This window comes from Nonomuraea sp. NPDC050733 (assembly GCF_040654215.1).
In the GTDB taxonomy this organism is placed as follows: domain Bacteria; phylum Actinomycetota; class Actinomycetes; order Streptosporangiales; family Streptosporangiaceae; genus Nonomuraea.
Window position 1 is genome coordinate 19409 of sequence record NZ_JBFAHO010000031.1, and the last position, 22939, is coordinate 42347.

Genomic DNA, 22939 nt, shown 5'->3' on the forward strand with positions numbered 1-22939 from the left:
ACCCCAGGTGAGGAGCAGCGCGTGAGGGACGCGGTCATCGTCGATGCGGTTCGCACTCCCGTCGGAAAGCGCGACGGAGCCCTGGCCGGCATTCACCCCGTACACCTGTCGGCACACGTGCTGAAGACGCTCGCCGAGCGGACCGGAGTGGAGCCGGCGGAGATCGACGACGTCATCTGGGGCTGTGTCAGCCAGGTCGCCGACCAGTCCGGCAACGTCGGCCGGACCGCCGTCCTCGCGGCGGGCTGGCCCGAGTCGGTCCCCGGCACGACGGTCGACCGTCGCTGCGGCTCCAGCCAGCAGGCGGTCCACTTCGCGGCGGCGGGGGTCATCGCCGGGCACCACGACTTCGTCATCGCCGGCGGCGCCGAGTCGATGAGCCGCGTGCCCATGGGCTCGGCCGCGCGGGACGGCCGCCCGTACCCGGACGACGTGCTGGAACGCTACGGCGTGACCGGCTTCAACCAGGGCATCGGCGCGGAGATGATGGCCGGACGGTGGGGCCTGTCCAGGCGGCGGCTCGACGAGTACGCGGCCCGGTCGCACGAAAGGGCCGCGGCGGCCGTCGACTCCGGCGCTCTGGACGGACAACTCGCCCCCGTGGGAGAGCTGCGAACCGACGAAGGCATCCGCCGCGGGTCGTCGGTCGAGACGCTGGCCCGGCTGCGGACCGCCTTCCGCGACGACGGCGTGATCACCGCCGGCAACTCCTCGCAGATCTCCGACGGCGCCGGCGCCCTGCTCATCACCTCCAGCGACACCGCCCGGGCACGGGGCCTGCGGCCGATCGCCCGCGTGCACACCGTCGCGCTGGCCGGCGACGACCCGGTCATCATGCTGACCGCACCCATCGAGGCCACGGCCAAGGCACTGAAGAAGTCCGGGCTGCGCATCGACGACATCGGAGCCTACGAGGTGAACGAGGCCTTCGCGCCCGTCCCGCTGGCCTGGCAGGCGGAGACCGGAGCCTCCGGCGAACGGCTCAACCCGCTGGGCGGCGCGATCGCCGTGGGTCACCCGCTGGGCGGTTCGGGGGCCGTTCTGATGACACGTCTGCTGCACCACATGAAGGACCAGGGCCTCCGTTACGGCCTGCAGACCATGTGCGAGGCGGGCGGCATGGCCAACGCCACCATCCTCGAGCTGCTCTGAGCGGCACCCAAGAAGAGGCCCCAAGAAGAGGCCCCAAGAAGACGAGAGGAGCCGCACGCATGCGTGTGGAAGGACTGTCCATCGCCGTCACCGGAGGCGCGTCCGGACTCGGGCTGGCGACGGCCCGGCGGCTGGTGCGGGCGGGCGGCCGGGTCACCGTCATCGACCTGCCCGCCTCCGGCGGCGCCGACGTCGCCAGGGAGCTCGGCGTGACGGCTCGGTTCGTCGCCGCGGACGTCACCGACGCGGACCAGTTCGCGGCGGCGCTCGACGTCGCCGACGAGTCCGGCGGCCTTCGGGGTCTCGTGCACTGCGCGGGCGCCGGCCGCAGGCTCAGGCTGCTGGACAAGGCGGGCGCCCCGGGCTCGCTGGAGGACTTCGAGTGGGTGATCAGGCTCAATCTGGTCGGCTCGTTCAACGCCCTGCGCCTCGCCGCGGCCCGCATGGCCCGCCATGACGAGCTCGACGGCGGCGAACGCGGCGCCATCGTGCTGACCGCGTCGGTCGCCGCCTATGAAGGCCAGATCGGCCAGATCCCGTACACCGCGGCGAAGGCCGGGATCGTCGGGATGACCCTGACGGCGGCGCGCGACCTGGCCGGCCGGGCGATCCGGGTGTGCACGATCGCCCCGGGAATCATGGACACGCCCCTGCTGTCCCGGCTGCGGGAGGATGTGCGCTCCTCCCTCGAGGCCAGTGTCCCCAACCCCGCCCGGCTCGGCCGAGCGGACGAGTTCGCGCAGCTCGCGTGCCAGATCCTGGAGAACGGCTACCTCAACGGCGAGACCATCCGGCTCGACGGCGCCATCCGCATGGCACCGCGCTGACGGCCGGCCCGCGAGCGGCCCGTGAGCGGCTGAGGGCCCGGGGATACAGTCGGCCCGTGGACCTGCACCAGATCCAGTACTTCCTCGCGGTCGTCGACCACAACGGCGTCAACGCCGCGGCGACCGTGCTCGATGTCGCCCAGCCCACCATCTCGCACGCCATCCAGGGGCTGGAGCGCGAGCTGGGTGTCCCGCTGTTCCACCGCATCCGCCGCGGCATGGTGCTCACCTCGGCCGGGCACAGCCTGGTGGGACCGGCGCGACGCGTCCTGCGCGACGTCGTGGCCGCGGAGGGCTCACTCGTCGACGCGGCCGGGCGACCGCGGGGCCGGCTGGACGTCTTCGCCATGCCCGCGCTGTCGGCGGATCCGGTGGCGCGCCTGGTCGGCGCCTTCCGCAGAGAGTTCCCGAAGGTCTCCATCCGCATCGGAGACCTGCGCGACGAGGCGATGGCGACGTCCCTGATCAGGGAGGGGCACTGCGAGATCGTGGTCTGTCATCTGCCGGCGACGGATCCCGCCGGCCTGGACGTCCACGAGCTCGGCGTGCAGGAGTACTGGCTCGTCCTTCCGCCCGGATCGCCCGTGCCTGCGGACGATCCGCTGCCGCTGTCCGAGCTGCCCGACATCCCGCAGGTCACCGTGCCGCGAGGCAGCTCCCTGGCGGTCGGCGAGATCGAGCAGGCGGTCGCGGCGGCGGGCCGCGCCATCAGCCCGTCCGTTGTGGTGGAGCACCGCGAGGCGCGGCTGCCGTTCGTCCTCGCCGGTCTGGGCGCCACGTTCCTCGAACGGTCGATGGCCGAGGCCGCCGCCGCCCGCGGGGCCGTGGTGCGCTCACTCAAGCCGGGGATCAGCCGGGCCTACGGCCTGGTCTACGACTCCGGCGCGCTGTCCCCGGCGGGCCGCGCGTTCGTCGAGCTGGCCCGGGCGAGCGCCGGTACGTGAGCCCAGGCCTCAGCCACCGCCTTCCGGCGCGGACACCAGCGAGCGGGCGCGTTCGCGCAGCTCGTTCTTGCGCACCTTCCCGCTCGCGTTGCGCGGCAGCTCGGGGAGCACGGCGAGGTGCCGCGGCACTTTGTACGCCGCCAGCCGGGACCGGCACCACTGGCCGATCTCCTCGGCCGTCGGCGAGTCCGACGAGCGGGCGGGAACCACGACGGCCAGCGGCGTCTCGCCCCACCGGTCGTCCGGCACCCCCACCACGGCGACCTCGGCCACCTTCGGGTGGGCGGAGATGGCCTCCTCCAGCTCGGCGCAGTATATGTTCTCACCGCCAGAGATGATCATGTCTTTCAGGCGGTCGACGACGTAGATGTAGCCGTCCTCGTCCTGGCGGACCAGGTCACCGGAGTGGAACCAGCCGCCGGCGAAGGCCTCCGCGGTCTCGGCCGGCTTGTTCCAGTAGCCGCTCATGATCGACGGCCCACGGTAGACGATCTCGCCGATCTCCCCTTGCGGCACGTCGTTCATCTGCTCGTCCACGACGCGGACCTCGACATTGAGCATCGGAGTCCCCACCGATCCGAGCTTGCGCAGCGCGTCCTCCCCGCGGAGCACCGTTGTCACCGCGCTGCACTCCGTCTGCCCGAAGGTGCTCGACAGCTTGGCGTCCGGAAACGTGTCGATCATCCTGTGCAGCAGGGTCCTGGTCGCGGGTGCGCCGCCCCACGAGATCATCCGCAGGGACGACAGGTCCCTGTCCTTGATTCCCGGGACGTCGCAGACCGCCTGCCACTGGGCGGGGACGAGGAAACAGAAGCCGATGCGCTCCCGTTCGAGCAGGTCCACGGTCCCGGCCGGGTCGAAGCGGCCCGACCTGGCGATCACGGTCCGCGCGCCGAGCAGGACGCTGGACAGCAGGGCGGCCAGGCCCCCGATGTGGAAGAGCGGGGTGTTGATCAGCCAGGTCCGGCAGTCGGGCGGCAGCCCGACGTGGGCGATCCTGCTCATGGTCTGGATGAGGAGGTTGTAGTGCGTGAGCACGGCGCCCTTGGGCCGTCCCGTGGTGCCGGAGGTGTACATGATGAAGGCGGGCGCGTGGAGGTCGGCCACCACGTCGACGTCGGTCGCGGGCGCGGCGCGCAGCGCGTCCTCGTAGCGCTCGATGTTCCCGGCGGGCTCGCCGCCCTCCCCGGCCACGAGGCAGTGGCGCACCGCCGGCGCGTCCTTCCACGCCTGGGCGAAGGCCGGGACCAGCGCGGCCTCGACGACGGCGAGGACGGCCCCGCTGTCGGCGAGCTGGTAGGCCACCTCGTCGGCGTGCAGCCGGAAGTTGAGCGGGACGCAGACGGCGCCCAGCCTCGCGCAGGCGAAGTAGGTCTCCACCGTTTCGAGCCCGTTGAACGTCAGCACCGCGACCCGGTCGCCCCGGTCGACGCCCCGTTCCCGTAGAGCGTGGGCGAGCCGGGTGACCCGCGCGTCCACCTCGCGGTACGTGCGATCGACACCGTCCATGCGCAGTGCCACGGCGTCGGGGGTGGACCGGGCGTGCCGGGCGAGCTGGTCGCTGATCGTCATGCCCGCGGAGGCCGGAGGCGGCGCCGTCATCACCGCGCCCTCCCGTCCGGGCAGGCCGTCGGCGAACTCCATCGGGAGGCACTGTTCATGCCGGTACTCCTTCGCAACCCCACGATCGCAGGCGTCCGTCTTCGACTGCCTGAGAGTGGACCATCCACCGGGCCGTGGCGCAAAGACCGAATGTCGCATCGTCGGATAGGCCGAACCTATGCGTCGCCCGGCGCAGGCCGGGCATGGTGCTGCCGGCTCAGTTCCTCCGCGACGTTCAGGAACGCCGTGGCGGCGGGGGACAGCGGCCCTGGCCGGAACACCAGGCGCACCATGCGCCGGACCGGCGGCGACGTGGATCGCACCACCACGTTCCGCAGCTCCGTCTCGGCGATCCGCCGGGGCAGGAAGGTGGCGCCCGCCCCGTGCATGACCAGCTCCCAGATCGCCTGCCTGTGCGCGCACTCGACGGCCACGAAGCCGACGGCCTGACCCAGCGCGTCGTCGATGGCGGCCCGGCCCCCCGGGTCCGAGGACTCCAGCACCAGGGGGATCTCGGCGACCGCTTCCAGCGGGACCGGGTCGGGGAGTGCGGCGGCCAGATCGGGCGGCAGGACGAGGGCGATCTCCTGCTCCCAGAGCTCGCGGGTCCGCAGCATCTCGCTCTTCACCGGGAAGTCCGTCAGCCCCAGCTCGGCCTGTCCCTGGCGGACCTGGCTCACCACACCGGACGAGCTGCCGGGGTCGAGGACGGTGACCAGGACGCCCGGGTGCAGCCGGTGCAGCCTGCTGGTCAGCTCCGGCAGCGGATCGGCGGACAGCGTGGACAGCACCGCGATCTCCAGGCGTCCGGAGACCAGGTCCCGGACGGCGTGCACGCGGCGCTTGGCGCGCTCGAGGTCGGCCAGGATCTGCCGGGCCGGCCCGGCGAACGCCCGCCCGTCGGCGGTCAGGGTGAGTCCGCGGCCGGTCCGGTCGAACAACTGGGTGCCGAGCTGACGCTCCAGGCTGCGGATCGCCTGGGACAGCGACGGCTGGGCGATGTACAGCTCCTTCGCGGCCTTGGTGATGCCGCCGTGGTCGATGACCGCTACGAAGTACGCGACGAGCCGCAGATCCATGCCCGCACGATAGCGCCTGACCTCCGGCCATAGGCATGGTCGATAGATCCATTCGCGCTCTGGTCTTGGCGCCGACCTGCCCGGCGGTGATGCAGTCGGGTGTGCCGGGACGCCGCCTGGGTGGCGCGTCGTGGCAGACCTGTTCCCCGGCCCGCTCAGGAGCTCGACAGATGACAACGGACAGCGGCACGACGGCCGCCGGCGATGAGGTGCTGGTGCGTCACGAGTCGCGCGTCGCGGTGATCACCATCAACCGGCCGCACGCCAAGAACGCCGTCACCCGGGCGGTGTCCGAGGGCATCGCCGCCGCGATCGACGAGCTCGATCGCCGCGACGACCTCTCCGTCGGCGTCCTGACCGGGGCCGGGGGCTGCTTCTGCGCGGGCATGGACCTGAAAGGGTTTCTGCGCGGAGAACGGCCGAGCATCGAGGGCAGGGGATTCGGGGGCCTGACCGAGGCGCCGCCGAAGAAGCCGCTGATCGCCGCGGTCGAGGGCTACGCGCTCGCGGGAGGCTGCGAGATGGTCCTCGCGTGCGATCTCGTCGTCGCGGGGCGGACGGCCAGGTTCGGCATCCCGGAGGTCAGGCGCGGACTGGTCGCCGCCGCCGGTGGGCTGTTGCGCCTGCCGCACCGGGTTCCCGAACAGGTCGCCATGGAGCTCGCCCTGACCGGTGACATGATCACGGCTGAGCGCGCGTACGAGGTGGGGCTGGTCAACCGGCTCGCCGACGACGGCGACGCCCTCGACGCCGCGCTCGCCATCGCCGCCCGCATCGCGGAGAACGGCCCGCTCGCCACCCTCGTCAGCAAGCAGGTGATCAAGGAGCACGGGCGGTGGCCGGAGGCGGAGAGGTTCGCCCGCCAGCGCCTGCTCATCGAGCCCGTCTTCGCCTCGGAGGACGCCCGGGAAGGCGCCCGCGCGTTCGCCGAGAAGCGCCGGCCGAACTGGCGGGGCCGATGAGCCCGGACGGCCCTCTCGCCGGAGTGCGGGTCGTCGAGCTCGGTGGCATCGGGCCCGTGCCCTTCGCCGCCATGGTGCTGGCCGACCTGGGGGCGGAGGTCGTCCGCGTCCACCGCCCCGCCGACCGCGGCACGCGGCCGAACCCGGTGCTCGACCGCGGGCGCCGATCGCTGGTCGCCGACCTGAAGGACCCCCGCGGAGCCGCCGTCGTGCGGGCCCTGGTCGACAGGGCGGACGCGGTGCTGGAAGGCTTCCGCCCGGGCGTGGCCGAGCGCCTGGGATTCGATCCCGCGACGCTCGCCGAGCGCAACCCGCGGCTGGTGGTCGGCCGCATGACCGGCTTCGGCCAGGACGGGCCGCTGGCCATGCGGGCCGGCCACGACATCAACTACATCGCCCTCTCCGGCGCGCTCGGCGCGATCGGCCGGCCCGGGCAGCCGCCCACCCCGCCGCTCAACCTGGTCGGCGACTTCGGGGGCGGAGGCATGCTGCTCGCCCTCGGCGTGCTGGCCGCGGTGCTGAACGCCAGGACGTCAGGGCGCGGCCAGGTCGTGGACGCGGCGATGGTCGAGGGCTCGGGCCTGCTGATGTCGATGATGTACGGCCGCTTCGCGCAGGGCACGTGGACGGTCGAGCGGGGCGAGAACCTGCTCGACGGCGGCGCCCCCTTCTACGACGCCTACGAGTGCGCCGACGGGCGGCACGTGGCCGTGGGCGCCATCGAAGGCCGGTTCTTCGCCGCCCTCGTGGACGTCCTCGGCGTGGCCGACGCGGTCGACGTCGCCGCCCAGCGCGACCCGGGCACCTGGCCGGCGATGCGCCGGACCTTCGCGAAGGCGTTCCTGACCGCCTCGCGCGACGAGTGGGTCGCGCGGTTCGCCGGCATCGACGCCTGCGTCACACCGGTGCTGACCATGGACGAGGTCGCCGCGCACCCCCACAACGCCGCCCGCGGGAGCTTCTTCATCGATGCGGAAGGCGCCGTCCATCCCGGGCCCGCGCCGCGCTTCGCCGGCACCCCCTGCGCGCGGCCGGCGTCCGCGCCGCTCCCCGGCCGGGACACCCGCGCGATCCTCGCCGAACTGGGACATACGTCCGAGGAGATCGAGAGCCTGCTGAGGGAAGGTGTCGTGCTGTGAGCACGTACTGGCCCGAGGGAATGCCGACCTCGCTGGACTATCCCGAGCTGACCGTGGGAGAGCTGCTCACCGCGGCGGCGGACCTGTACGGCGACCGGACGGCCGTCGTCGACGGAGACGAGCGGCTCACCTTCACCGAACTGGGCGAGCGGGCCGCCGCGTTCGCCCACGGCGTGCGGGACGCCGGCGTCCGCGACGGCGACGTCGTCCTCCTGCACCTGCCCAACAGCGTCTGGTTCCTGGTCGGCTACTACGGGGCGCTGCTCGCCGGGGCTACCGTGTCGCCGGCCAACCCGTTGCAGCCGGCGCCGGCCCTGCGCGCCCAGCTCCTCGACACCGGAGCGGTGCTCGCCGTCGGCCATCCCGCCCACGTCGCCACGCTGCGGGAGGCCGGCGCGGGGTCGGCTCTGCGGACGATCGTGGTCGTCCCGCCGAGCGCCTGCGCGCCGTCCGCGGAGCCCCCTGCCGGCGGCGACGGCCTGGCCGCCCTCGCGGACTTCGTCGCGGACCGGCCCACCGTCGCTCCGGAGAGCGGCGTCACCGCGGACGGCGTGGCCCACATCGCCTACACGGGCGGCACCACCGGCGTCCCCAAAGGCGTCCGGGTCCTGCACCGCAACGTGGTCGCCAACGTCACCCAGATGACCGCCTGGCGGGCCGCTCACCTGGTCACCGTCACGGGGAGCGGCGACCTGCGGCTCCGCCCGATCCCGGGCCCGCACGACGCGGGAGTGCGGCCCGGGGCCGGGGTCACGGTCCTCGTGCCGCCCCTGTTCCACGCGCACGCGCTCATCCACCTGAGCTTCCTGCTGCTGTGCGGGACCACCATCGTGCTCACCGGCCGGTTCTCCCCGGAGCTGCTGCTGGAGGCGGTCGAGCGCCACCGCGCCACCTATGTCACCGGCAGCCCGGCCATGTGGCACGCGCTGCTGGACAGCCCCGTACTGCATGCCCGGGACGTGACGTCCGTCCGGGTGATCTCCTCGGGCGCCGCGCCGATCGACCCGGCCACCCTCCGGGCGCTCGCGGCAGCCTTCCCCGGCGCGATGGTCAGCGAGGGGTACGGGCTGACCGAGGGAACGTGCCTGGTGGCCGCCGGGCCGCTGCTGCGCGGCGCCAGGAGCAGACCCGGCAGCGTCGGCCTGCCGATGTTCGACACCACGGTCGAGGTCCGCCCGGTCACCGGCGGCGCGACCGCGCTCGGCGCGAACGAGGCCGGCGAGCTCTGGGTACGCGGCCCCCAGGTCACGGCGGGCTACCTGAACCAGCCGGAGGCGACCGCCGAACAGTTCGCCGGCGGCTGGCTGCGCACCGGGGACATCGGTCACCTCGACGAGGAGGGCTTCGTCTTCATCGCCGACCGGGCCAAGGACATGCTCATCTACAAGGGGTACAACGTCTATCCGCGTGAGCTGGAGGACGTCCTGCACGGCCATCCCGGCGTGGCGAGGGCGGCGGTCGTCGCCCGGTCCGTCCCGCGCGTCGGGCAGGAGCCGGTCGCCTTCGTCGTGCCGCGGCCCGGCGTCGCCGTCGACCCGGGCGAGGTCATGGCGTTCGTCGCCGAACGCGTCCTTCCGTACAAGAGGATCCGTGCCGTCCACGTCGTGGACGCGTTGCCCACCTCCGCCGCGGGCAAGATCCTCAAGGCCGAGCTGCGCGCGCTCGTCGCGTGGGACGACCCGCCCGCCCCCTCTTCCCGCTGACCCCGCCCACGACCGCGTCAGGAGACAGACAGTGGAGACCGAAGCGTTCCAGGCGGTGCTCGCCGCCGTCCGCACCTTCGTGCGCAAGGAGGTCGTGCCCGCCGAGGACGTCATCGAGCAGACCGACGAGATCCCCGAGGCCATCCGCGCGAAGGCGGCCGACATGGGCCTGTTCGGCTTCGCGCTGCCCGAGGAGTACGGCGGTCTCGGGTTCTCGATGACCGAGGACGTCCAGCTGGCGATGGAGCTCGGCTACACCACGCCGGCCTTCCGCTCGATGCTCGGCACCAACAACGGCATCGCCGGCCAGGTGCTGGTGAACTTCGGCACCGACGAGCAGAAGCGGCGCTACCTGCCCGGCCTGGCCACCGGCGCCAGGATCGCATCCTTCGCCCTCACCGAGTCCGAGGCGGGCTCCGACCCGAGCGGGCTGCGGACACGGGCGGTCCGGGCCGACGGCGGTTACCGGCTCACCGGCCAGAAGCGGTTCATCACCAACGCGGACCGTGCCGACGTGTTCATGGTCTTCGCCAGGACGAACGCCGACACCGAGGGCACCCGGGGCATCTCGGTCTTCGCGGTCGAGTCGGACACCGAGGGGGTCAGCGTCGGGCCCAAGGACGACAAGATGGGCCAGCGCGGCGCGCACACCGCCGAGGTGTTCCTCGACGACGTCCTCGTGCCCGAGTCCGCGCTGATCGGCGGGGTCGAAGGCGAGGGCTTCGCGGCCGCCATGCGCTCGCTCGCGCGTGGCCGGATGCACATCGCGGCGGTCTGCGTCGGGCTCGCCCAGCGGCTCGTCGAGGAGAGCGTCGGCCACGCCGCGGCGACCCGGCAGGGCGGCCGCCCCATCGTGGAGTTCCAGCAGGTGCAGGCGATGCTCGCGGACTCGCAGACCGAGCTCCTCGCGGGCCGGGCGATGGTGCTGGAAGCGGCGAGGGCGTACGACGACGGCAGCGACCGCCGCATGGCCCCCTCGTGCGCGAAGCTCTTCTGCTCCGAGATGGTCGGCCGGGTGGCCGACCGCGCCGTCCAGATCCACGGCGGCATGGGCTACATGCGGACGGTCCCGGTCGAGCGCTTCTACCGCGACGCCCGCCTGTTCCGGCTGTACGAGGGCACCAGCGAGGTGCAGAAGGTCATCATCGCCAAGCAGCTGCTCAAGGCGGCGGGGCGGTGACGGGGCGGGCCGCGCCAGCCGGCCGGCGCTCCCGGCCGCTGCGCGGCATGCGGATCATCGAGATCTCCGGCTACGTGGCGAGCCCGCTGGGCGGGATGACGCTGGCTCAGCTCGGCGCCGACGTGATCCGGGTGGAGCCGATCGGCGGCGCCGCCGACCGTACCCGCTGGCCGCTGGCCCCGAGCGGGACGAGCCTGTACTGGTCGGGCCTCAACAAGGGCAAGCGCGCCGTCGAGGTGGACCTGTCCCGCGAGGAGGGACGCGAGCTCGTCGCCGGCCTGATCGCCAGCGGGGGAGAGCGCGGAGGGATCGTGATCACGAACTCCGAGCGGTACCCGGAGCTGACCTTCGAGGCGCTGAGCGAGCGCCGCCCCGACGTGATCCACGTGCTGCTCACCGGCCGCCGGGACGGCGCGGCCGCGGTGGACTACACCGTCCAGGCGGCGACCGGCTTCCCCCTGCTGACCGGCCCGGAAGGCACGGCGGGGCCGGTGAACAGCGTCGTGCCCGCATGGGACGTCGCCGCCGGGCTCTACCTGGCGGTCGGACTGCTGGCGGCCGAGCGGCACCGGCTGCTGACGGGCGAGGGGCAGCAGGTGCGGGTCGCCCTGGAGGACGTCGCGCTGGCGACCGCAGGCAACCTCGGCCACCTCGCCGACGCGCAGCTCGGCGGCACGCCGCGGGAACGGGACGGCAACCACGTGTACGGCACCTTCGGCCGTGACTTCGCCACCGCCGACGGCGGGCGGCTGATGGTCGTGGCGCTGACCGCCCGGCACTGGCGCGACCTCCTGGCCGCGACCGGCCTCACCGAGGTGGTCTCCGCGCTGGCCTCGGCGCTCGGGGCGGACCTCGGCGAGGAGTCGGAACGCCATCGGCACCGCAAGGTGCTCGGCGAGCTGCTCGCGGGCTGGTTCGAGACCCGTACCCTGGCCGAGGCGGAGGCGGCGCTGCGGGCCACCCGCGTGCTGTGGTCGGCGTACCGGAGCTTCGCCGACCTCGCCGCCGGCGACGCGCGCCCGCTGCGGGAGAGCCCGCTGATGGCGCAGCTCACGCAGCCCGGCGTCGGCGCGCACCTGGCGCCGGGATCACCGCTGGTGATGGACGGGCAGCAGTCTCCCCCCGAGCCGGCGCCGCCCGTGGGCGGACACACCGGCGAGGTGCTGCGGGCCGAGCTGGGGCTGTCCGCGGCGGACCTCGCGGCGCTGGGGGACAAGGGCGTCATCCGGACGCGCGACATCGGGCGGGACACCGGATGACGCCACTGGTCGAGCAGGTCAGGGACGCGCGGACACTCCTGTTCGTCCCGGGGAACCGCCCGGAGCGGTTCGCCAAGGCCCACGCGTCGTCGCCGGGGCTCGTCGTCCTCGATCTCGAGGACGCGGTGCCGGCCGCGGACAAGGCCGATGCCCGCCGGCAGGTGACCGGCTGGCTGGCCGCGGGACACACCGGGGCGGTGCGGATCAATCCGCCCGGCACCCCGTGGCACGACGAGGACGTGCGGGCGGTCGCCGCGTACGGCTGCGCGGTGATGGTGCCCAAGGCCGAGGACGCCGGAGCGCTCCGGGACCTGGCCGGCCGGCTCGCCTGCCTGATCGCGCTGGTCGAGACCGCGCGCGGGGTGATCGAGGCACCGCGGATCGCGTCGGCGCCCGGCGTGGAGCGGCTGGCCTTCGGGAGCTTCGACCTGGCCGCGCAGCTCGGCGTCGCCCCCGATGATCGAGGCGCCCTGGCCTCCTCGCGCGGCGCCCTGGTGCTCGCCTCCGCCGCCGCCGGCATCGCCCCGCCGGTTGACGGCGTGACCGGCGACGTGCGCGACCCGGAGCCGCTGCGCGACGACGTCCGCCACGCCCGCCGGCTCGGCTTCACCGGAAAGCTGTGCGTCCACCCCGGTCAGGTCCCGGTGGCCGAGGAGGCGCTGCGGCCCGCCGACGAGGAGGTGCGCTGGGCGCGGTCGGTCGTCGAGGCCGGGGGAGCCGGCGGCGTCGTCGTTCTCGACGGGCGCATGGTGGACAAGCCCGTGGTGGACCGGGCCCGTCGGATACTGCGGACGAGCCGTCCGCGCACGAGCCAGGACAGAGTGGAGAGCAGTCATGAGCGCACTGACCGATGAGGAGCGGGAGATCGTCGCGCTGGCCGGCGAGTTCGTGGACGAGCGGGTGCGGCCGCGGGTGCGGGACTACGAGCCGGTGGACAAGTACCCGGCCGAGTTCATCGAGGAGATGAAGAAGCTGGGCTTCTTCGGCCTCCTGACGCCGGCGGAGTACGGCGGCGTGGACGTCGGCGCCGCGTGCTTCGCACGGGTGACCGAGGAGCTGGCCCGCGGCTGGATGAGCCTGGCCGGCGCCATCGGCGGACACTCGGTGATCACCTATCTGATCGGCACGTTCGGCACCCGGGAGCAGCGGGAGCGGTACCTGCCGCGGATGGCCGACGGCAGCGTCCGGGCGACGATGGCGCTCACCGAGCCGGGCGGCGGCAGCGACCTGCAGGCCATGCGCACGCACGCCGTCGCCGACGGCGGCGAGCTGGTGATCACCGGGTCGAAGACCTGGATCTCCAACGCCCGGCACTCGGGCCTGATCGGTCTGCTGTGCGTGACCGACCCGGACGCGAGCCCCGCGCACCGGGGGATGAGCGTGCTCCTCGTCGAGCCCGGCGACGGCCTGCACATCTCGAAGAACCTGCCGAAGCTCGGCTACCGCGGGGTCGAGGCGTGCGAGCTCGTCTTCGACGGGATGAGAGTCCCCGCGTCCGCCGTGCTCGGCGGCGAGCCGGACCAGGGGTGGGCGCAGATGATGCGCGGGCTGGAGGTCGGCAGGATCCAGGTGGCCGCGCGCGCGGTCGGCGTGGCACAGGCCGCGCTCGACGACGCGGTGAGGTACGCGCAGGAACGCGAGTCGTTCGGCAAGCCGATCTGGAAGCACCAGTCGGTGGGCAACCTGCTGGCCGACATGGCGACCAAGGTCCAGGCGGCGCGGCTGCTCACCGGGGACGCCGCCCGCCGGCTCGACGAGGGCGGCCGGGCCGACATGGAGGCCGGCATGGCCAAACTGTTCGCCTCCGAGGCCGCGATGCAGGTGACACTGGACGCCATGCGGGTGCACGGCGGATACGGCTACTCCAAGGAGTTCGACGTCGAGCGGTACTTCCGGGACGCCCCGCTGATGATCCTCGGCGAGGGCACCAACGAGATCCAGCGCAACGTCATCGCGGCGCAGCTGATCGCACGCAACAGAATCGGGTGAGAGAGTCATGACGCTACTCGACGGCAGGACGGCGGTCGTCACCGGCGGCGCCCAGGGCATCGGCCTGGCCATCGCCGAGGTCTTCGTCAAGGAGGGCGCCAGGGTGGTCCTCGGCGACCTCAACCTCGACGCCGCCGAGGCCGCGGCCAAGGAGCTGGGCGGCCCCGCGGTGGCCCGGGCGGCGCGGTGCGACGTCACGAACGCCTCCGACGTGGACGCCCTGCTCCGGACGGCCCTGGACGCCTTCGGCCCGCTGGACGTCATGGTGAACAACGCCGGGATCACCCGCGACGCGACGATGCGCACGATGACCGAGGACCAGTTCGACCAGGTCGTGGACGTCCACCTCAAGGGCACCTGGAACGGCACGCGCAAGGCGGCGGCGATCATGCGGGAGCGGCGGAGCGGCGCGATCGTGAACATCTCCTCGCTGTCGGGCAAGGTCGGCATGGTCGGCCAGACCAACTACTCCGCCGCCAAGGCCGGCATCGTCGGCCTGTCCAAGGCCGCCGCCAAGGAGCTGGCGCACCACGGCGTGCGGGTCAACGTCATCCAGCCGGGCCTGATCCGTTCGGCCATGACCGAGGCCATGCCGCGGAAGGCGTGGGACCAGAAGATGGCCGAGATACCGATGGGGCGCGCGGGCGAGGTGGGCGAGGTCGCCACCGTCGCGCTGTTCCTGGCCTCCGACCTGTCCTCGTACATGACCGGCACGGTGCTGGAAGTGACCGGCGGAAGATTCATGTGACGCCGATGGGCTGGGAACCGCACACCCTCACCACCACCGAGACGGTCGACCCGCATCCGGTGGCGGCGCTGTCCGCGCTGTTCGACGACGGCACGCCCGCGCCCGGCCCGGGAGACCCCCTGCCGCCGCTGTGGCACTGGCTCGCCCTGGCCCGCTGGCCCGCCTCCTCCACGCTCGGGGCCGACGGCCATCCGGCGCGCGGGACGTTCCTGCCTCCCGTCGAGCTGCCGCGCCGGATGTTCGCCGGCGGCGAGGTCGTCTTCCACGGCCCGCTCACGGTGGGCGGCACGGTCCGGCGTGAGGCGCGCGTGGAGTCGGTCACCGAGAAGTCCGGCCGCTCGGGGAAGCTGGTCGTCGTGGCCGTCGTCACCAGGCTGTACGACGAGGGCGACCGCCTGGCGATCGAGGAGCGGCAGGACCTCGTCTACCGGGACGTCCACCGGGACGTCCACCGGGGCGCGGGAGCCGTCGCCTCCTCCGAGGTCCCGGCCGAGCCGGCGGCCCGCCTGGCCCCCACCGGCGCCCCCCTCACCCGGGCGGGGGAGTGGGCCTGGGACCTCGCCACGGATCCGGCCCTGCTGATGCGGTTCAGCGCGGCGACGTCGAACCCGCACCGGATCCACTACGACTGGCCGTACGCCACCCGGATCGAGGGCTACCCCGGCCTGGTGGTGCACGGACCCCTGATGACGCTCGCCCTCGCGGAGGTCCTGCGCCTCGAAGGGCAGCACGCCCCGGTCTTCCGCATGCGGCACAGGAACCGCAGACCGCTCTTCTGCGGCCAGGCCGCGCGGCTGCTCCGGGTCGATGACGCCCCGCTCACCCTGGGCCTGTGCGGCCGGGATTCCGGCGAGCCCCGTACCACGTTGACGATCGAGTTCCAGGAAGGCGCCGGCCATGCGTGAAGCCGTCATCTGCGAGCCCGTCCGCACCCCGATCGGCCGCTACGGCGGGATGTTCAGGAGCCTGACGGCGGTCGACCTCGGGGTGACCGCCCTCAAGGGCCTCCTCGACCGCACCGGCGTCGCGCCGGAGGCGATCGAGGACGTCATCCTCGGCCACTGCAACGCCAGCGGCGAGGCGCCCGCGATCGGCCGGGTCGTCGCGCTCGACGCCGGCCTGCCCGTCACCGTCCCCGGCCTGCACCTCGACCGCCGCTGCGGCTCGGGCCTGCAAGCAGTGATCTACGCCGCCCTTCAGGTGCAGACCGGGGCGCACGACGTCGTCGCCGCGGGCGGCACCGAGAGCATGAGCAACGCCGCGTTCTACTCGCTCGACATGCGGTGGGGCGCCAAGAACGGCGTCGCGATCCACGACGGCCTCGCACGCGCCCGGCAGACCGCCGGCGGCAGGAGCCACCCCGTGCCCGGCGGCATGCTGGAGACCGCCGAGAACCTGCGCCGCGCGTACGCGATCCCGCGCGAGGAGCAGGACGAGCTGGCCCTCCTGTCCCACCGGCGGGCGGTCAGGGCCCAGGCGGACGGGATTCTGGCCGAGGAGATCATCCCGACCGCGGTGCGGGTCAAGGGCGGTGAGGCGATGATCGACACTGACGAGCACCCGCGCGCCGACACCTCGCTGGAGTCGCTGGGCAGGCTCAGGCCGATCCTGCTCGGCTCCGACCCGGAGGCCACGGTCACGGCGGGCAACGCCAGCGGGCAGAACGACGCGGCCGCCATGTGCCTGGTCACCACCCCCGAGCGCGCCGAGCGCCTCGGGCTGCGCCCCCTGGTCCGCCTCGTGTCGTGGGCCGTGGCGGGAGTCGAGCCGAAGACCATGGGCATCGGGCCGGTCCCCGCCACCGCGGCCGCCCTCGGCCGCGCCGGCCTGTCCCTGGCCGACATGGACCTCATCGAGCTGAACGAGGCGTTCGCGGCCCAGGCGCTGGCCGTCATGAGGGAGTGGAAGTTCGGCGAGAAGGACCTGGAACGCACGAACGTCCACGGCTCCGGCATCTCGCTCGGCCACCCGGTCGGCGCGACCGGCGCGCGGATGCTCGCGACGCTGTCCCGCGAGCTGCACCGGCGCCAGGCCCGCTACGGCCTGGAGACCATGTGCATCGGCGGAGGCCAGGGGCTGGCCGCCGTCTTCGAGCGGGTGACGGCATGACCGCGCTCGTCGTCTTCGCGTCCCTGGAGGAGGTGGAGAGCGCCCTCGGCCGCCCGATGGGGCCCAGTGCCTGGCTGGTCGTGGACCAGGAGCGCATCGACGCCTTCGCCGACGCCACCGGCGACCACCAGTGGATCCACGTCGACGCCGAACGGGCCGCCGCCGGACCGTTCGGCCGCACCGTCGCGCACGGATACCTGACCCTGTCGCTGATCCCCCACTTCGGTCAGCAGCTCTTCCGCCTGGACCTGGGGCAGGCGCGCGTCAACTACGGCGTCAACAAGGCACGCTTCCCCGCTCCCGTGCCCGCCGGATCACGCCTGCGCGCCCGGGCCAGCTTCGCCGAGCTGCGGGAGACCGCCGCGGGAGCCGCCCTCACGACGCGCTACACCATCGAGATCGACGGGGCACCGAAACCCGCCTGCGTCGCCGAGACCGTCACCCTCGTTCTCCCCGGCTGACGAACACTTCTGAGACACACGCCTGAGGATCGCCAGATGGAGCATGACCCGTCGAACCTCGCCCGCGCGCGTGCCGTCGTGGAGGCGCTGCGGGCCGTCGTCGGCGGAGCCGCCGCGCACCTCGCGTCCGCGCCGGAGGACGAGAGCCAGACCGTGGCCTACGACGTGGCCTCCATGTCCTCGGCGGTCGCCGCGGCGGGGGAGCTCCTCGCGTACGGCGCCGCCGGCCAGGCCGAGGCGGACCTCGCGCTGCTCTACGCCGCCGACGTCGCCGCGGACCTGGCCGGCCGCCTGACCGGCCGGGAGGCCCTGTGGGGCGCCGACCGGACGGCACTGGACGGCGTCGCCGCCCACGTCGCGGCGGGACGCGACCCCGCCTTCCTGGAGCGTGTGGCCGGACGGGTCCTGGACAGCCGCGAGGCCGGGCCGCGGCACCTGTCCGACGAGCTGCAGCTGGTCCGCTCCGCCTTCCGGGAGTTCGCCACCGACCGCGTGCTCGCCGCCGCCGGCCGGATCCACCGCGACGACGAGGACGTCCCCGCCGACATCATCGAGGGACTCGCCGGCATGGGCTGCTTCGGGCTGTCGATCCCGGCCGCGTACGGCGGCTACGCGGAGGGCGGAGCCGACGAGCTGCTGGGCATGGTGGTGGTGACCGAGGAGCTCTCCCGGGCCTCCCTCGGCGCCGCCGGCTCGCTCATCACGCGTCCCGAGATCATCGGCGCCGCGATCGCCCGAGGCGGCACCGAGGAGCAGAAACGGCGCTGGCTGCCGCCCATCGCCTCGGGGGAGAGGCTCTGCGCGGTCGCGGTGACCGAGCCGGACCACGGCTCCGACGTCGCCCGCATCACCACCACCGCGACCCGCGACGGCGACGCATGGGTCCTGAACGGCGTCAAGACCTGGTGCACCTTCGCCGGCCGCGCGCACCACCTCCTGGTCCTGGCCCGCACGGGTCCGGCCGGCCATCGGGGCCTGTCGCTCTTCGTGGTGGACAAGCCCTCCTTCTCCGGGCACGGATGGAGCCTCACCCAGGAGGGCGGCGGGTCCGTCGAGGGGCGGGCCATCCGCACGCTCGGCTACCGGGGCATGCACTCCTTCGAGGTCAGCTTCGACCGCTGGCGCGTTCCCGCGGCCGACCTGATCGGACAGGACGACGGCCTGGGCCGCGGGTTCTACCTGCAGATGCAGGCGTTCGCCAACGCGCGGCTGCAGACCGCCGCCCGCGCCGTCGGAGTCATGCAGTCGGCGCTCGAACTCGCAGTGGACCACACGCGGCAGCGGCCGGTCTTCGGCCGCCCGCTCGCCGGCCACCAGCTGACCCGCGCCAAGCTCGCCAGAATGGCGGCCTTGATCGTCGCCTGCCGGGCCTTCGCGTTCGCGGCGGCGCGGGCGGTGACGGCCGGAGACGGTCAACTGGAGGCCGCGCAGGTGAAGCAGCTCGCCTGCCGGGCGGCCGAATGGGTCACCCGGGAGGCGCAGCAGCTGCACGGCGGCTACGGATACGCGGAGGAGCACACCGTCTCACGGCTGTTCGTGGACGCCCGGGTGCTGTCCATCTTCGAGGGCGCCGACGAGGTTCTCGCCCTGCGCGTCATCGCCCGCCGGCTGGCGACGCCGCCGAGGACCTGACCGTCTCCCGCGGCCGGTCCCGCCAACGCTCGCGCCGCGACCCTCCGCGACGCGCCGGTCGTCACCGAGGTGGACCGCGACTTCGCCGGCGCGAGCCCGTTCATCGGTCTCGCCAGACCGGCGCCCGCTTCTCGGCGAAGGCGCGGGCGCCCTCCAGCGCGTCGGCGGACGCCGTCACAGCGGCCCACACCTTGCGCTGCTCCGCGAACGCCTCCTCGTCGGTGTAGCGCACCGACGAGGAGAGGATCTGCTTGGACGCGCGCACCGCGAACGGCGCGTTGGCGGCGATCCGCGCGGCCAGCGCCCGCGCTCCTTCGAGCGCGCCGCCCGGCTCGGTGAGCACGTTGACCAGCCCGTACGCGTGCGCCGTCGTCGCCGGCAGCGGGTCGCCGGTGAGCACCAGCTCCATGGCCACGTGGTACGGCAGCGCCTTGGCCACCCGCAACAGGCCGCCGCCCACCGCGATCAGGCCCCGCTTGACCTCGGGCAGCCCGAACGTGGCGTCCCGGGCCGCGACCACGAGATCGGCGGCCAGCGCCAGCTCGCAGCCGCCGGCGATCGCCCATCCCTCGACCGCGGTGATCAGCGGTTTGGCCGGAAGACGCTCGGTGATGCCGGCGAAGCCACGGCCCGGCAGGGCGGGCTTCTCGCCGCGCGCGAACGCCTTCAGGTCCATGCCGGAGCAGAAGGTGCCGCCGGCGCCGGTGAGGATCGCGACCAGCAGCTCCGGCCGCGACTCGAACTCGTCGATCGCGGCGGCGAGCTCGATCGTCGTCTCCAGGTCCACCGCGTTGCGCGCCGCGGGCCGGTCGATGGTGATGACCGCCACGCCGTCGGCGGACTCCATCAGCACGGTCTTCATGTCCGTGTTCATCTCCGTCCCCTTCAGAGGCCGATGGACTTGGCGACGATGGTCTTCATGACCTCGCTGGTGCCGCCGTAGATGCGGGTGACCCGGGCGTCGGCGTACATGCGGGCGATCGGGTACTCCAGCACGTACCCGTAGCCGCCGTGCAGTTGGAGGCACTTGTCGACGACCCGGGACTGCACCTCGGTGCAGAACAGCTTCACCTTGGCCGCGTCGGCCGCGCTCAGCTCGCCGGCGTCGTGCTCCTCCAGCGCGCGGTCCACCAGCGCCTGGCCCGCCTCCACCTCCGTGGCGCACTCGGCGAGCACGAACTTGGTGTTCTGGAAGCCCGACAGCGCCTTGCCGAACACGTTCCGCTCGGTCACGTACGCGACGGTGACCTCCAGCGCCGCCGTCGCCGCCGCCTGCGCGTTCACTGCGATGGACAGCCGTTCCTGCGCGAGGTTGTGCCCCAGGTACTCGAACGCGCGGCCCTCCTCGCCCAGCAGGTTCGCCGTGGGCACGAGGACGTCCTCGAAGGAGAGCTCGGCGGTGTCCTGCGCCTTGAGACCGATCTTCTCCAGGTTGCGGCCCACCGTGTACCCGTGTGACGGCGCCTCCACGACGAGGATGCTCAGGCCCGCCCGGCGCTCGCCCGACGGCGCGGAGGTGCGGGCGACCACGAGCACGAGGTCGGCGTTGACGGCCCCGGTGATGAAGGTCTTGGCCCCGTTGAGCACGTAGTGGTCCGCGTCGCGGGTCGCGGTCGTGGTGATGCCGGCCAGGTCTGACCCGGTGCCGGGCTCCGTCATCGCGATCGCGGTCATCAGCTCGCCGGAGGCCACCCCGGGCAGCCATCGCCGCTTCTGCTCCTCGTCGGCGTAGCGCAGCAGGTACGGCAGCACGATGTCGGTGTGCACCCGGATCGGGCCGAGGGCCGTCTTCGCGTGCGCGAGCTCCTCGTTCACCACGGCGTTGAACTTGAAGCTGCGCTGGCCGCCGCCCCCGTACTCCTCCGGGACCTGCAGGCCGAGGATGCCCAGCTCGCCCAGCGACCGGTACAAGTCGCGGGGCGCCGCCCCCGCCTTCTCCCATGCGGGGAAGAGGGGGACGACTTCCCGCGCCAGGAAGTCGCGGACGACGGCCCGGAACGCCTCGTGGTCCGCGCCGAAGATGGTGCGTCGCATATTCCTCCTTCGCCGGCAAGCCGTGTCCCTCCGGACTGAACTTGTCGGACGATCGTTAAGTAAGAGACGTGGGCCCGGCGGTGCCACGGTCCTCGTCGTGGTGCTGCGGCGTGCGTCTCAGCGGGCGGGCGGAGCGGGCGCGCCGGGGGAGTGGTGCTGCACGAGCGCGAGCGACAGGTGCACGTACCGCTCCACCAGGTCGCTGACGCGCATGTCGCCGTCCGGCTGGTACCACTGGGCGATCGCGTTGCACATCGCGAGGATCGCCCGCTGCGCCTCGTCGGGGTACGGCGTGACGAAGACGCCGCGCGCCACGCCGTCGGCGACGATCTCCCGCAGCAGCCGGGGGAGCGCGTCGCGCCGCTCGACGAACCGCTCCAGCCGCTCCGGCTCCAGATTCCGGATCTCCCGCAGGGCGAGCAGACTGTCGACCTGGCGCCGCACCCGGTACTCCACCGTGGCCCGCACGAAGGCCCCCAGCCGCGCCGCCGGGTCGTCCCCGGCGCTCGCCAGGGCCGTCTGGCAGCCGTGGAAGCAGTCGGTGAGCGCGTCCTCCAGCAGCGCGTGGAGCAGCTCCTGCTTGCCGGCGTAGTAGTGGTACAGGGCCGACAGGCTCACACCCGCGTCCTTGGCGATGTCCCGGATCGACGCGCCGTGGTAACCGCGTTCGGCGAAGATCTCGCGAGCCGACCGCATGATCGCGGCGAGCCCGTCACCCCGGGCCACCGCCCGGGGCTGCCGCTCCGCCGCCGCGCCGGCCGTGCCGCGTGTCGCCATCGTCACATCCTATTCCACACATCGAACGGTGATCATCCGTGCCGGGACAGCCGCCCGGCGCCCTACCCCGCCTTCACCTGGTACTCCTTGGCGAGGTCGGACACCTTGAAGCCCTCGACGAGTTTCATGCCGGCGTAGACGCCCTTGTCGGGGCGGTGGATCTGGCTCTCCCGCGAGGTCGGCTGCGCCGGGTCGGACAGGTCCAGCGCCGGCCCGAGCCCGTCCATGCTGAACCTGGTCACCTTGGTGCGGGCCGCGAGCACGCCCTTGCGCGTCAGGTCGCCGCACGTCCCACTGATGATCTTCGCCCACAGGTGGGTCGTCACGTAGGCGAGCACGACCGCGCCGCCCGACTCGGGCTGCTGCGCGCCGAACTTGGCCTTCCACTTGTCGGCGAGCTTCCGCACCGCGGGCGTGTCCGCGCTGAGGAGCCCGACGCCCGACACCCGGTAGTACTGCTTGAGCAGCGCCGGCGCGGCCGCCGTCGACAGCAGGCTCGTGGCGAACGTCGCGACGTTGCCCACGATCGGCACGTCCAGCCCGGCGGCCTGGGCCGCGCTGGCCACCGCCGCGGTCTGCTTCGCCGTGGAGTCGAGCAGGATCGCCTTGGCGCCGGCCGCCTTCACCGCGTTCACCTGGCTGGTGAGGTCGGCGTCGGTGGGCTTGATCTGCCGGCTCACCAGCTTCAGCCCCAGCTTGCCGGTGGCGAACGTGCTGCCCTTCAGGGTGTTCTCACCGATCTCTCCCTGCAGGTAGATGTGCCCGAGGGTGTCACCGCGCTTCAGCATGCCCTGGCGCACCATCCAGTCGACGCTGTTGACCGCCTGGACGTCGTACGTGGCGCCGACCACGATGAGATGCGGGTCGCCGAGCAGGGTGGGCGCGAACGCCGTCAGACCGACCAGCATGTCGTTCGCGGTGATCTTGTCGCGCAGCGCCGAGGTGATCGCCGAGCCGTAGACGTTGAGGAACCCGAGCACCTGCGGCGCGACCTCGTCGTAGGCCGTCACCGCCTTCTGCACGTCGTACGCGTGGTCCCGGACGACCAGCTCGATCTTCCGGCCGCACACGCCGCCGGCCGCGTTGATCTCGTCGACGGCGAACTGGCTGGCGGCGTTGCTGGTCTTGCCGGAGGTGGCGAACGCGCCGGACAGGTCCTGCAGCATGCCCAGCTTGATGACGGAGTCGCTGACTCCGGGGGCGGTGGCGGCGGTGCCCGAGGAGGTGGTGGCCTTGCTCGAGCACCCGGTGACGGCCAGGGCGAGGGCGAGGGCGGCCGCGGAGAGGCCGCGCGGACGGGACCGGTTCATGTGGTTCTCCTGGCGTGGAGGGGGTGGGGCGT

General features: G+C 73.1%; 21 protein-coding genes. 15 read left to right on the forward strand and 6 right to left on the reverse strand.

Features of this window, described 5'->3' with window-relative positions:
- Positions 1 to 21 precede the first annotated feature (21 nt).
- Genes AB0H64_RS33495 through AB0H64_RS33505 form a run of 3 tightly spaced genes read left to right on the forward strand, consistent with a single transcriptional unit; the run spans position 22 to position 2923 of the window.
- Entirely contained in the window at positions 22 to 1152 is a 1131-nt protein-coding gene (locus AB0H64_RS33495) for an acetyl-CoA C-acyltransferase (protein ID WP_357632638.1), read from the forward strand.
- Between the two features lie 59 nt (positions 1153 to 1211).
- Positions 1212 to 1979 (forward strand): SDR family NAD(P)-dependent oxidoreductase, encoded by a 768-nt coding sequence (locus tag AB0H64_RS33500; protein ID WP_357632640.1) that lies wholly within the window; start codon positions 1212 to 1214, stop codon positions 1977 to 1979.
- A 56-nt stretch (positions 1980 to 2035) separates the two neighbouring features.
- Positions 2036 to 2923, forward strand: coding sequence for a LysR family transcriptional regulator (locus AB0H64_RS33505; RefSeq protein ID WP_357632642.1), 888 nt, complete (start codon positions 2036 to 2038; stop codon positions 2921 to 2923).
- 9 nt (positions 2924 to 2932) lie between these two features.
- Here the strand turns inward: AB0H64_RS33505 and AB0H64_RS33510 are convergent, their stop codons facing one another.
- A complete protein-coding gene (locus AB0H64_RS33510; RefSeq protein WP_357632644.1) occupies positions 2933 to 4567 on the reverse strand; it encodes a long-chain-fatty-acid--CoA ligase in 1635 nt (544 codons plus the stop codon).
- A gap of 134 nt (positions 4568 to 4701) precedes the next feature.
- Positions 4702 to 5604 (reverse strand): LysR substrate-binding domain-containing protein, encoded by a 903-nt coding sequence (locus AB0H64_RS33515; RefSeq protein ID WP_357632646.1) that lies wholly within the window; start codon positions 5602 to 5604, stop codon positions 4702 to 4704.
- Between the two features lie 170 nt (positions 5605 to 5774).
- Here AB0H64_RS33515 and AB0H64_RS33520 point away from each other — a divergent pair, with 170 nt between their 5' ends.
- From AB0H64_RS33520 to AB0H64_RS33575, 12 genes are read left to right on the forward strand one after another with little or no spacing between them, the layout of a single operon-like run.
- A complete protein-coding gene (locus AB0H64_RS33520) occupies positions 5775 to 6566 on the forward strand; it encodes a crotonase/enoyl-CoA hydratase family protein (protein ID WP_357632648.1) in 792 nt (263 codons plus the stop codon).
- Positions 6563 to 7705 carry a CaiB/BaiF CoA-transferase family protein gene (locus AB0H64_RS33525; RefSeq protein WP_357632650.1) on the forward strand — a complete coding sequence of 381 codons (1143 nt, stop codon included), beginning with the start codon at positions 6563 to 6565 and terminating at the stop codon, positions 7703 to 7705. Before AB0H64_RS33520 ends, AB0H64_RS33525 begins: the two co-directional genes overlap by 4 nt.
- Entirely contained in the window at positions 7702 to 9408 is a 1707-nt protein-coding gene (locus tag AB0H64_RS33530; protein WP_357632652.1) for an AMP-binding protein, read from the forward strand. The genes AB0H64_RS33525 and AB0H64_RS33530 overlap by 4 nt, the downstream gene beginning before the upstream one ends.
- A gap of 31 nt (positions 9409 to 9439) precedes the next feature.
- A complete protein-coding gene (locus tag AB0H64_RS33535) occupies positions 9440 to 10588 on the forward strand; it encodes an acyl-CoA dehydrogenase family protein (protein ID WP_357632653.1) in 1149 nt (382 codons plus the stop codon).
- Positions 10585 to 11847: a CoA transferase gene (locus tag AB0H64_RS33540; protein ID WP_357632654.1), complete on the forward strand. Its 1263-nt coding sequence runs from the start codon at positions 10585 to 10587 to the stop codon at positions 11845 to 11847. Before AB0H64_RS33535 ends, AB0H64_RS33540 begins: the two co-directional genes overlap by 4 nt.
- Positions 11844 to 12701, forward strand: a complete 858-nt coding sequence (locus tag AB0H64_RS33545) for a CoA ester lyase (protein WP_357632656.1) — start codon at positions 11844 to 11846, stop codon at positions 12699 to 12701. The genes AB0H64_RS33540 and AB0H64_RS33545 overlap by 4 nt, the downstream gene beginning before the upstream one ends.
- Positions 12682 to 13836 (forward strand): acyl-CoA dehydrogenase family protein, encoded by a 1155-nt coding sequence (locus tag AB0H64_RS33550; protein ID WP_357632658.1) that lies wholly within the window; start codon positions 12682 to 12684, stop codon positions 13834 to 13836. Before AB0H64_RS33545 ends, AB0H64_RS33550 begins: the two co-directional genes overlap by 20 nt.
- A gap of 7 nt (positions 13837 to 13843) precedes the next feature.
- Positions 13844 to 14584: a 3-oxoacyl-ACP reductase FabG gene (fabG, locus tag AB0H64_RS33555; RefSeq protein WP_357632660.1), complete on the forward strand. Its 741-nt coding sequence runs from the start codon at positions 13844 to 13846 to the stop codon at positions 14582 to 14584.
- Between the two features lie 5 nt (positions 14585 to 14589).
- Positions 14590 to 15489 carry a MaoC family dehydratase N-terminal domain-containing protein gene (locus AB0H64_RS33560; protein ID WP_357632661.1) on the forward strand — a complete coding sequence of 300 codons (900 nt, stop codon included), beginning with the start codon at positions 14590 to 14592 and terminating at the stop codon, positions 15487 to 15489.
- The gene (locus AB0H64_RS33565) at positions 15482 to 16693 is read left to right on the forward strand and encodes an acetyl-CoA C-acetyltransferase (protein ID WP_357632663.1); all 1212 of its coding nucleotides are present in this window, start codon (positions 15482 to 15484) and stop codon (positions 16691 to 16693) included. Before AB0H64_RS33560 ends, AB0H64_RS33565 begins: the two co-directional genes overlap by 8 nt.
- Positions 16690 to 17154 carry a MaoC family dehydratase gene (locus AB0H64_RS33570; protein WP_357632665.1) on the forward strand — a complete coding sequence of 155 codons (465 nt, stop codon included), beginning with the start codon at positions 16690 to 16692 and terminating at the stop codon, positions 17152 to 17154. Before AB0H64_RS33565 ends, AB0H64_RS33570 begins: the two co-directional genes overlap by 4 nt.
- Before the next feature lie 36 nt (positions 17155 to 17190).
- On the forward strand, positions 17191 to 18786 hold the full coding sequence (locus tag AB0H64_RS33575) for an acyl-CoA dehydrogenase family protein (RefSeq protein WP_357632667.1): 1596 nt from the start codon (positions 17191 to 17193) through the stop codon (positions 18784 to 18786).
- 100 nt (positions 18787 to 18886) lie between these two features.
- Here AB0H64_RS33575 and AB0H64_RS33580 read toward each other — a convergent pair whose 3' ends face one another.
- The 4 genes from AB0H64_RS33580 to AB0H64_RS33595 all read right to left on the reverse strand — a co-directional run bounded on the left by AB0H64_RS33580 (position 18887) and on the right by AB0H64_RS33595 (position 22907).
- On the reverse strand, positions 18887 to 19660 hold the full coding sequence (locus AB0H64_RS33580; protein ID WP_357632669.1) for a crotonase/enoyl-CoA hydratase family protein: 774 nt from the start codon (positions 19658 to 19660) through the stop codon (positions 18887 to 18889).
- An 11-nt stretch (positions 19661 to 19671) separates the two neighbouring features.
- Positions 19672 to 20820 carry an acyl-CoA dehydrogenase family protein gene (locus AB0H64_RS33585; RefSeq protein ID WP_357632671.1) on the reverse strand — a complete coding sequence of 383 codons (1149 nt, stop codon included), beginning with the start codon at positions 20818 to 20820 and terminating at the stop codon, positions 19672 to 19674.
- Between the two features lie 117 nt (positions 20821 to 20937).
- On the reverse strand, positions 20938 to 21597 hold the full coding sequence (locus tag AB0H64_RS33590) for a TetR/AcrR family transcriptional regulator (protein WP_357632672.1): 660 nt from the start codon (positions 21595 to 21597) through the stop codon (positions 20938 to 20940).
- Positions 21598 to 21659: 62 nt separating this feature from the next.
- On the reverse strand, positions 21660 to 22907 hold the full coding sequence (locus AB0H64_RS33595) for an ABC transporter substrate-binding protein (protein ID WP_357632674.1): 1248 nt from the start codon (positions 22905 to 22907) through the stop codon (positions 21660 to 21662).
- Positions 22908 to 22939 lie beyond the last annotated feature (32 nt).

Bases quoted from the DNA above. Each gene is read 5' to 3' on its own strand.
- AB0H64_RS33500 (WP_357632640.1), top strand. From the start codon at position 1,212: ATGCGTGTGGAAGGACTGTCCATCGCCGTCACCGGAGGCGCGTCCGGA.
- AB0H64_RS33510 (WP_357632644.1), bottom strand. From the start codon at position 4,567: ATGGAGTTCGCCGACGGCCTGCCCGGACGGGAGGGCGCGGTGATGACG.
- AB0H64_RS33515 (WP_357632646.1), bottom strand. From the start codon at position 5,604: ATGGATCTGCGGCTCGTCGCGTACTTCGTAGCGGTCATCGACCACGGC.
- AB0H64_RS33520 (WP_357632648.1), top strand. From the start codon at position 5,775: ATGACAACGGACAGCGGCACGACGGCCGCCGGCGATGAGGTGCTGGTG.
- AB0H64_RS33525 (WP_357632650.1), top strand. From the start codon at position 6,563: ATGAGCCCGGACGGCCCTCTCGCCGGAGTGCGGGTCGTCGAGCTCGGT.
- AB0H64_RS33545 (WP_357632656.1), top strand. From the start codon at position 11,844: ATGACGCCACTGGTCGAGCAGGTCAGGGACGCGCGGACACTCCTGTTC.
- AB0H64_RS33550 (WP_357632658.1), top strand. From the start codon at position 12,682: ATGAGCGCACTGACCGATGAGGAGCGGGAGATCGTCGCGCTGGCCGGC.
- fabG (WP_357632660.1), top strand. From the start codon at position 13,844: ATGACGCTACTCGACGGCAGGACGGCGGTCGTCACCGGCGGCGCCCAG.
- AB0H64_RS33560 (WP_357632661.1), top strand. From the start codon at position 14,590: ATGGGCTGGGAACCGCACACCCTCACCACCACCGAGACGGTCGACCCG.
- AB0H64_RS33565 (WP_357632663.1), top strand. From the start codon at position 15,482: ATGCGTGAAGCCGTCATCTGCGAGCCCGTCCGCACCCCGATCGGCCGC.
- AB0H64_RS33570 (WP_357632665.1), top strand. From the start codon at position 16,690: ATGACCGCGCTCGTCGTCTTCGCGTCCCTGGAGGAGGTGGAGAGCGCC.
- AB0H64_RS33575 (WP_357632667.1), top strand. From the start codon at position 17,191: ATGGAGCATGACCCGTCGAACCTCGCCCGCGCGCGTGCCGTCGTGGAG.
- AB0H64_RS33580 (WP_357632669.1), bottom strand. From the start codon at position 19,660: ATGAACACGGACATGAAGACCGTGCTGATGGAGTCCGCCGACGGCGTG.
- AB0H64_RS33585 (WP_357632671.1), bottom strand. From the start codon at position 20,820: ATGCGACGCACCATCTTCGGCGCGGACCACGAGGCGTTCCGGGCCGTC.
- AB0H64_RS33590 (WP_357632672.1), bottom strand. From the start codon at position 21,597: ATGGCGACACGCGGCACGGCCGGCGCGGCGGCGGAGCGGCAGCCCCGG.
- AB0H64_RS33595 (WP_357632674.1), bottom strand. From the start codon at position 22,907: ATGAACCGGTCCCGTCCGCGCGGCCTCTCCGCGGCCGCCCTCGCCCTC.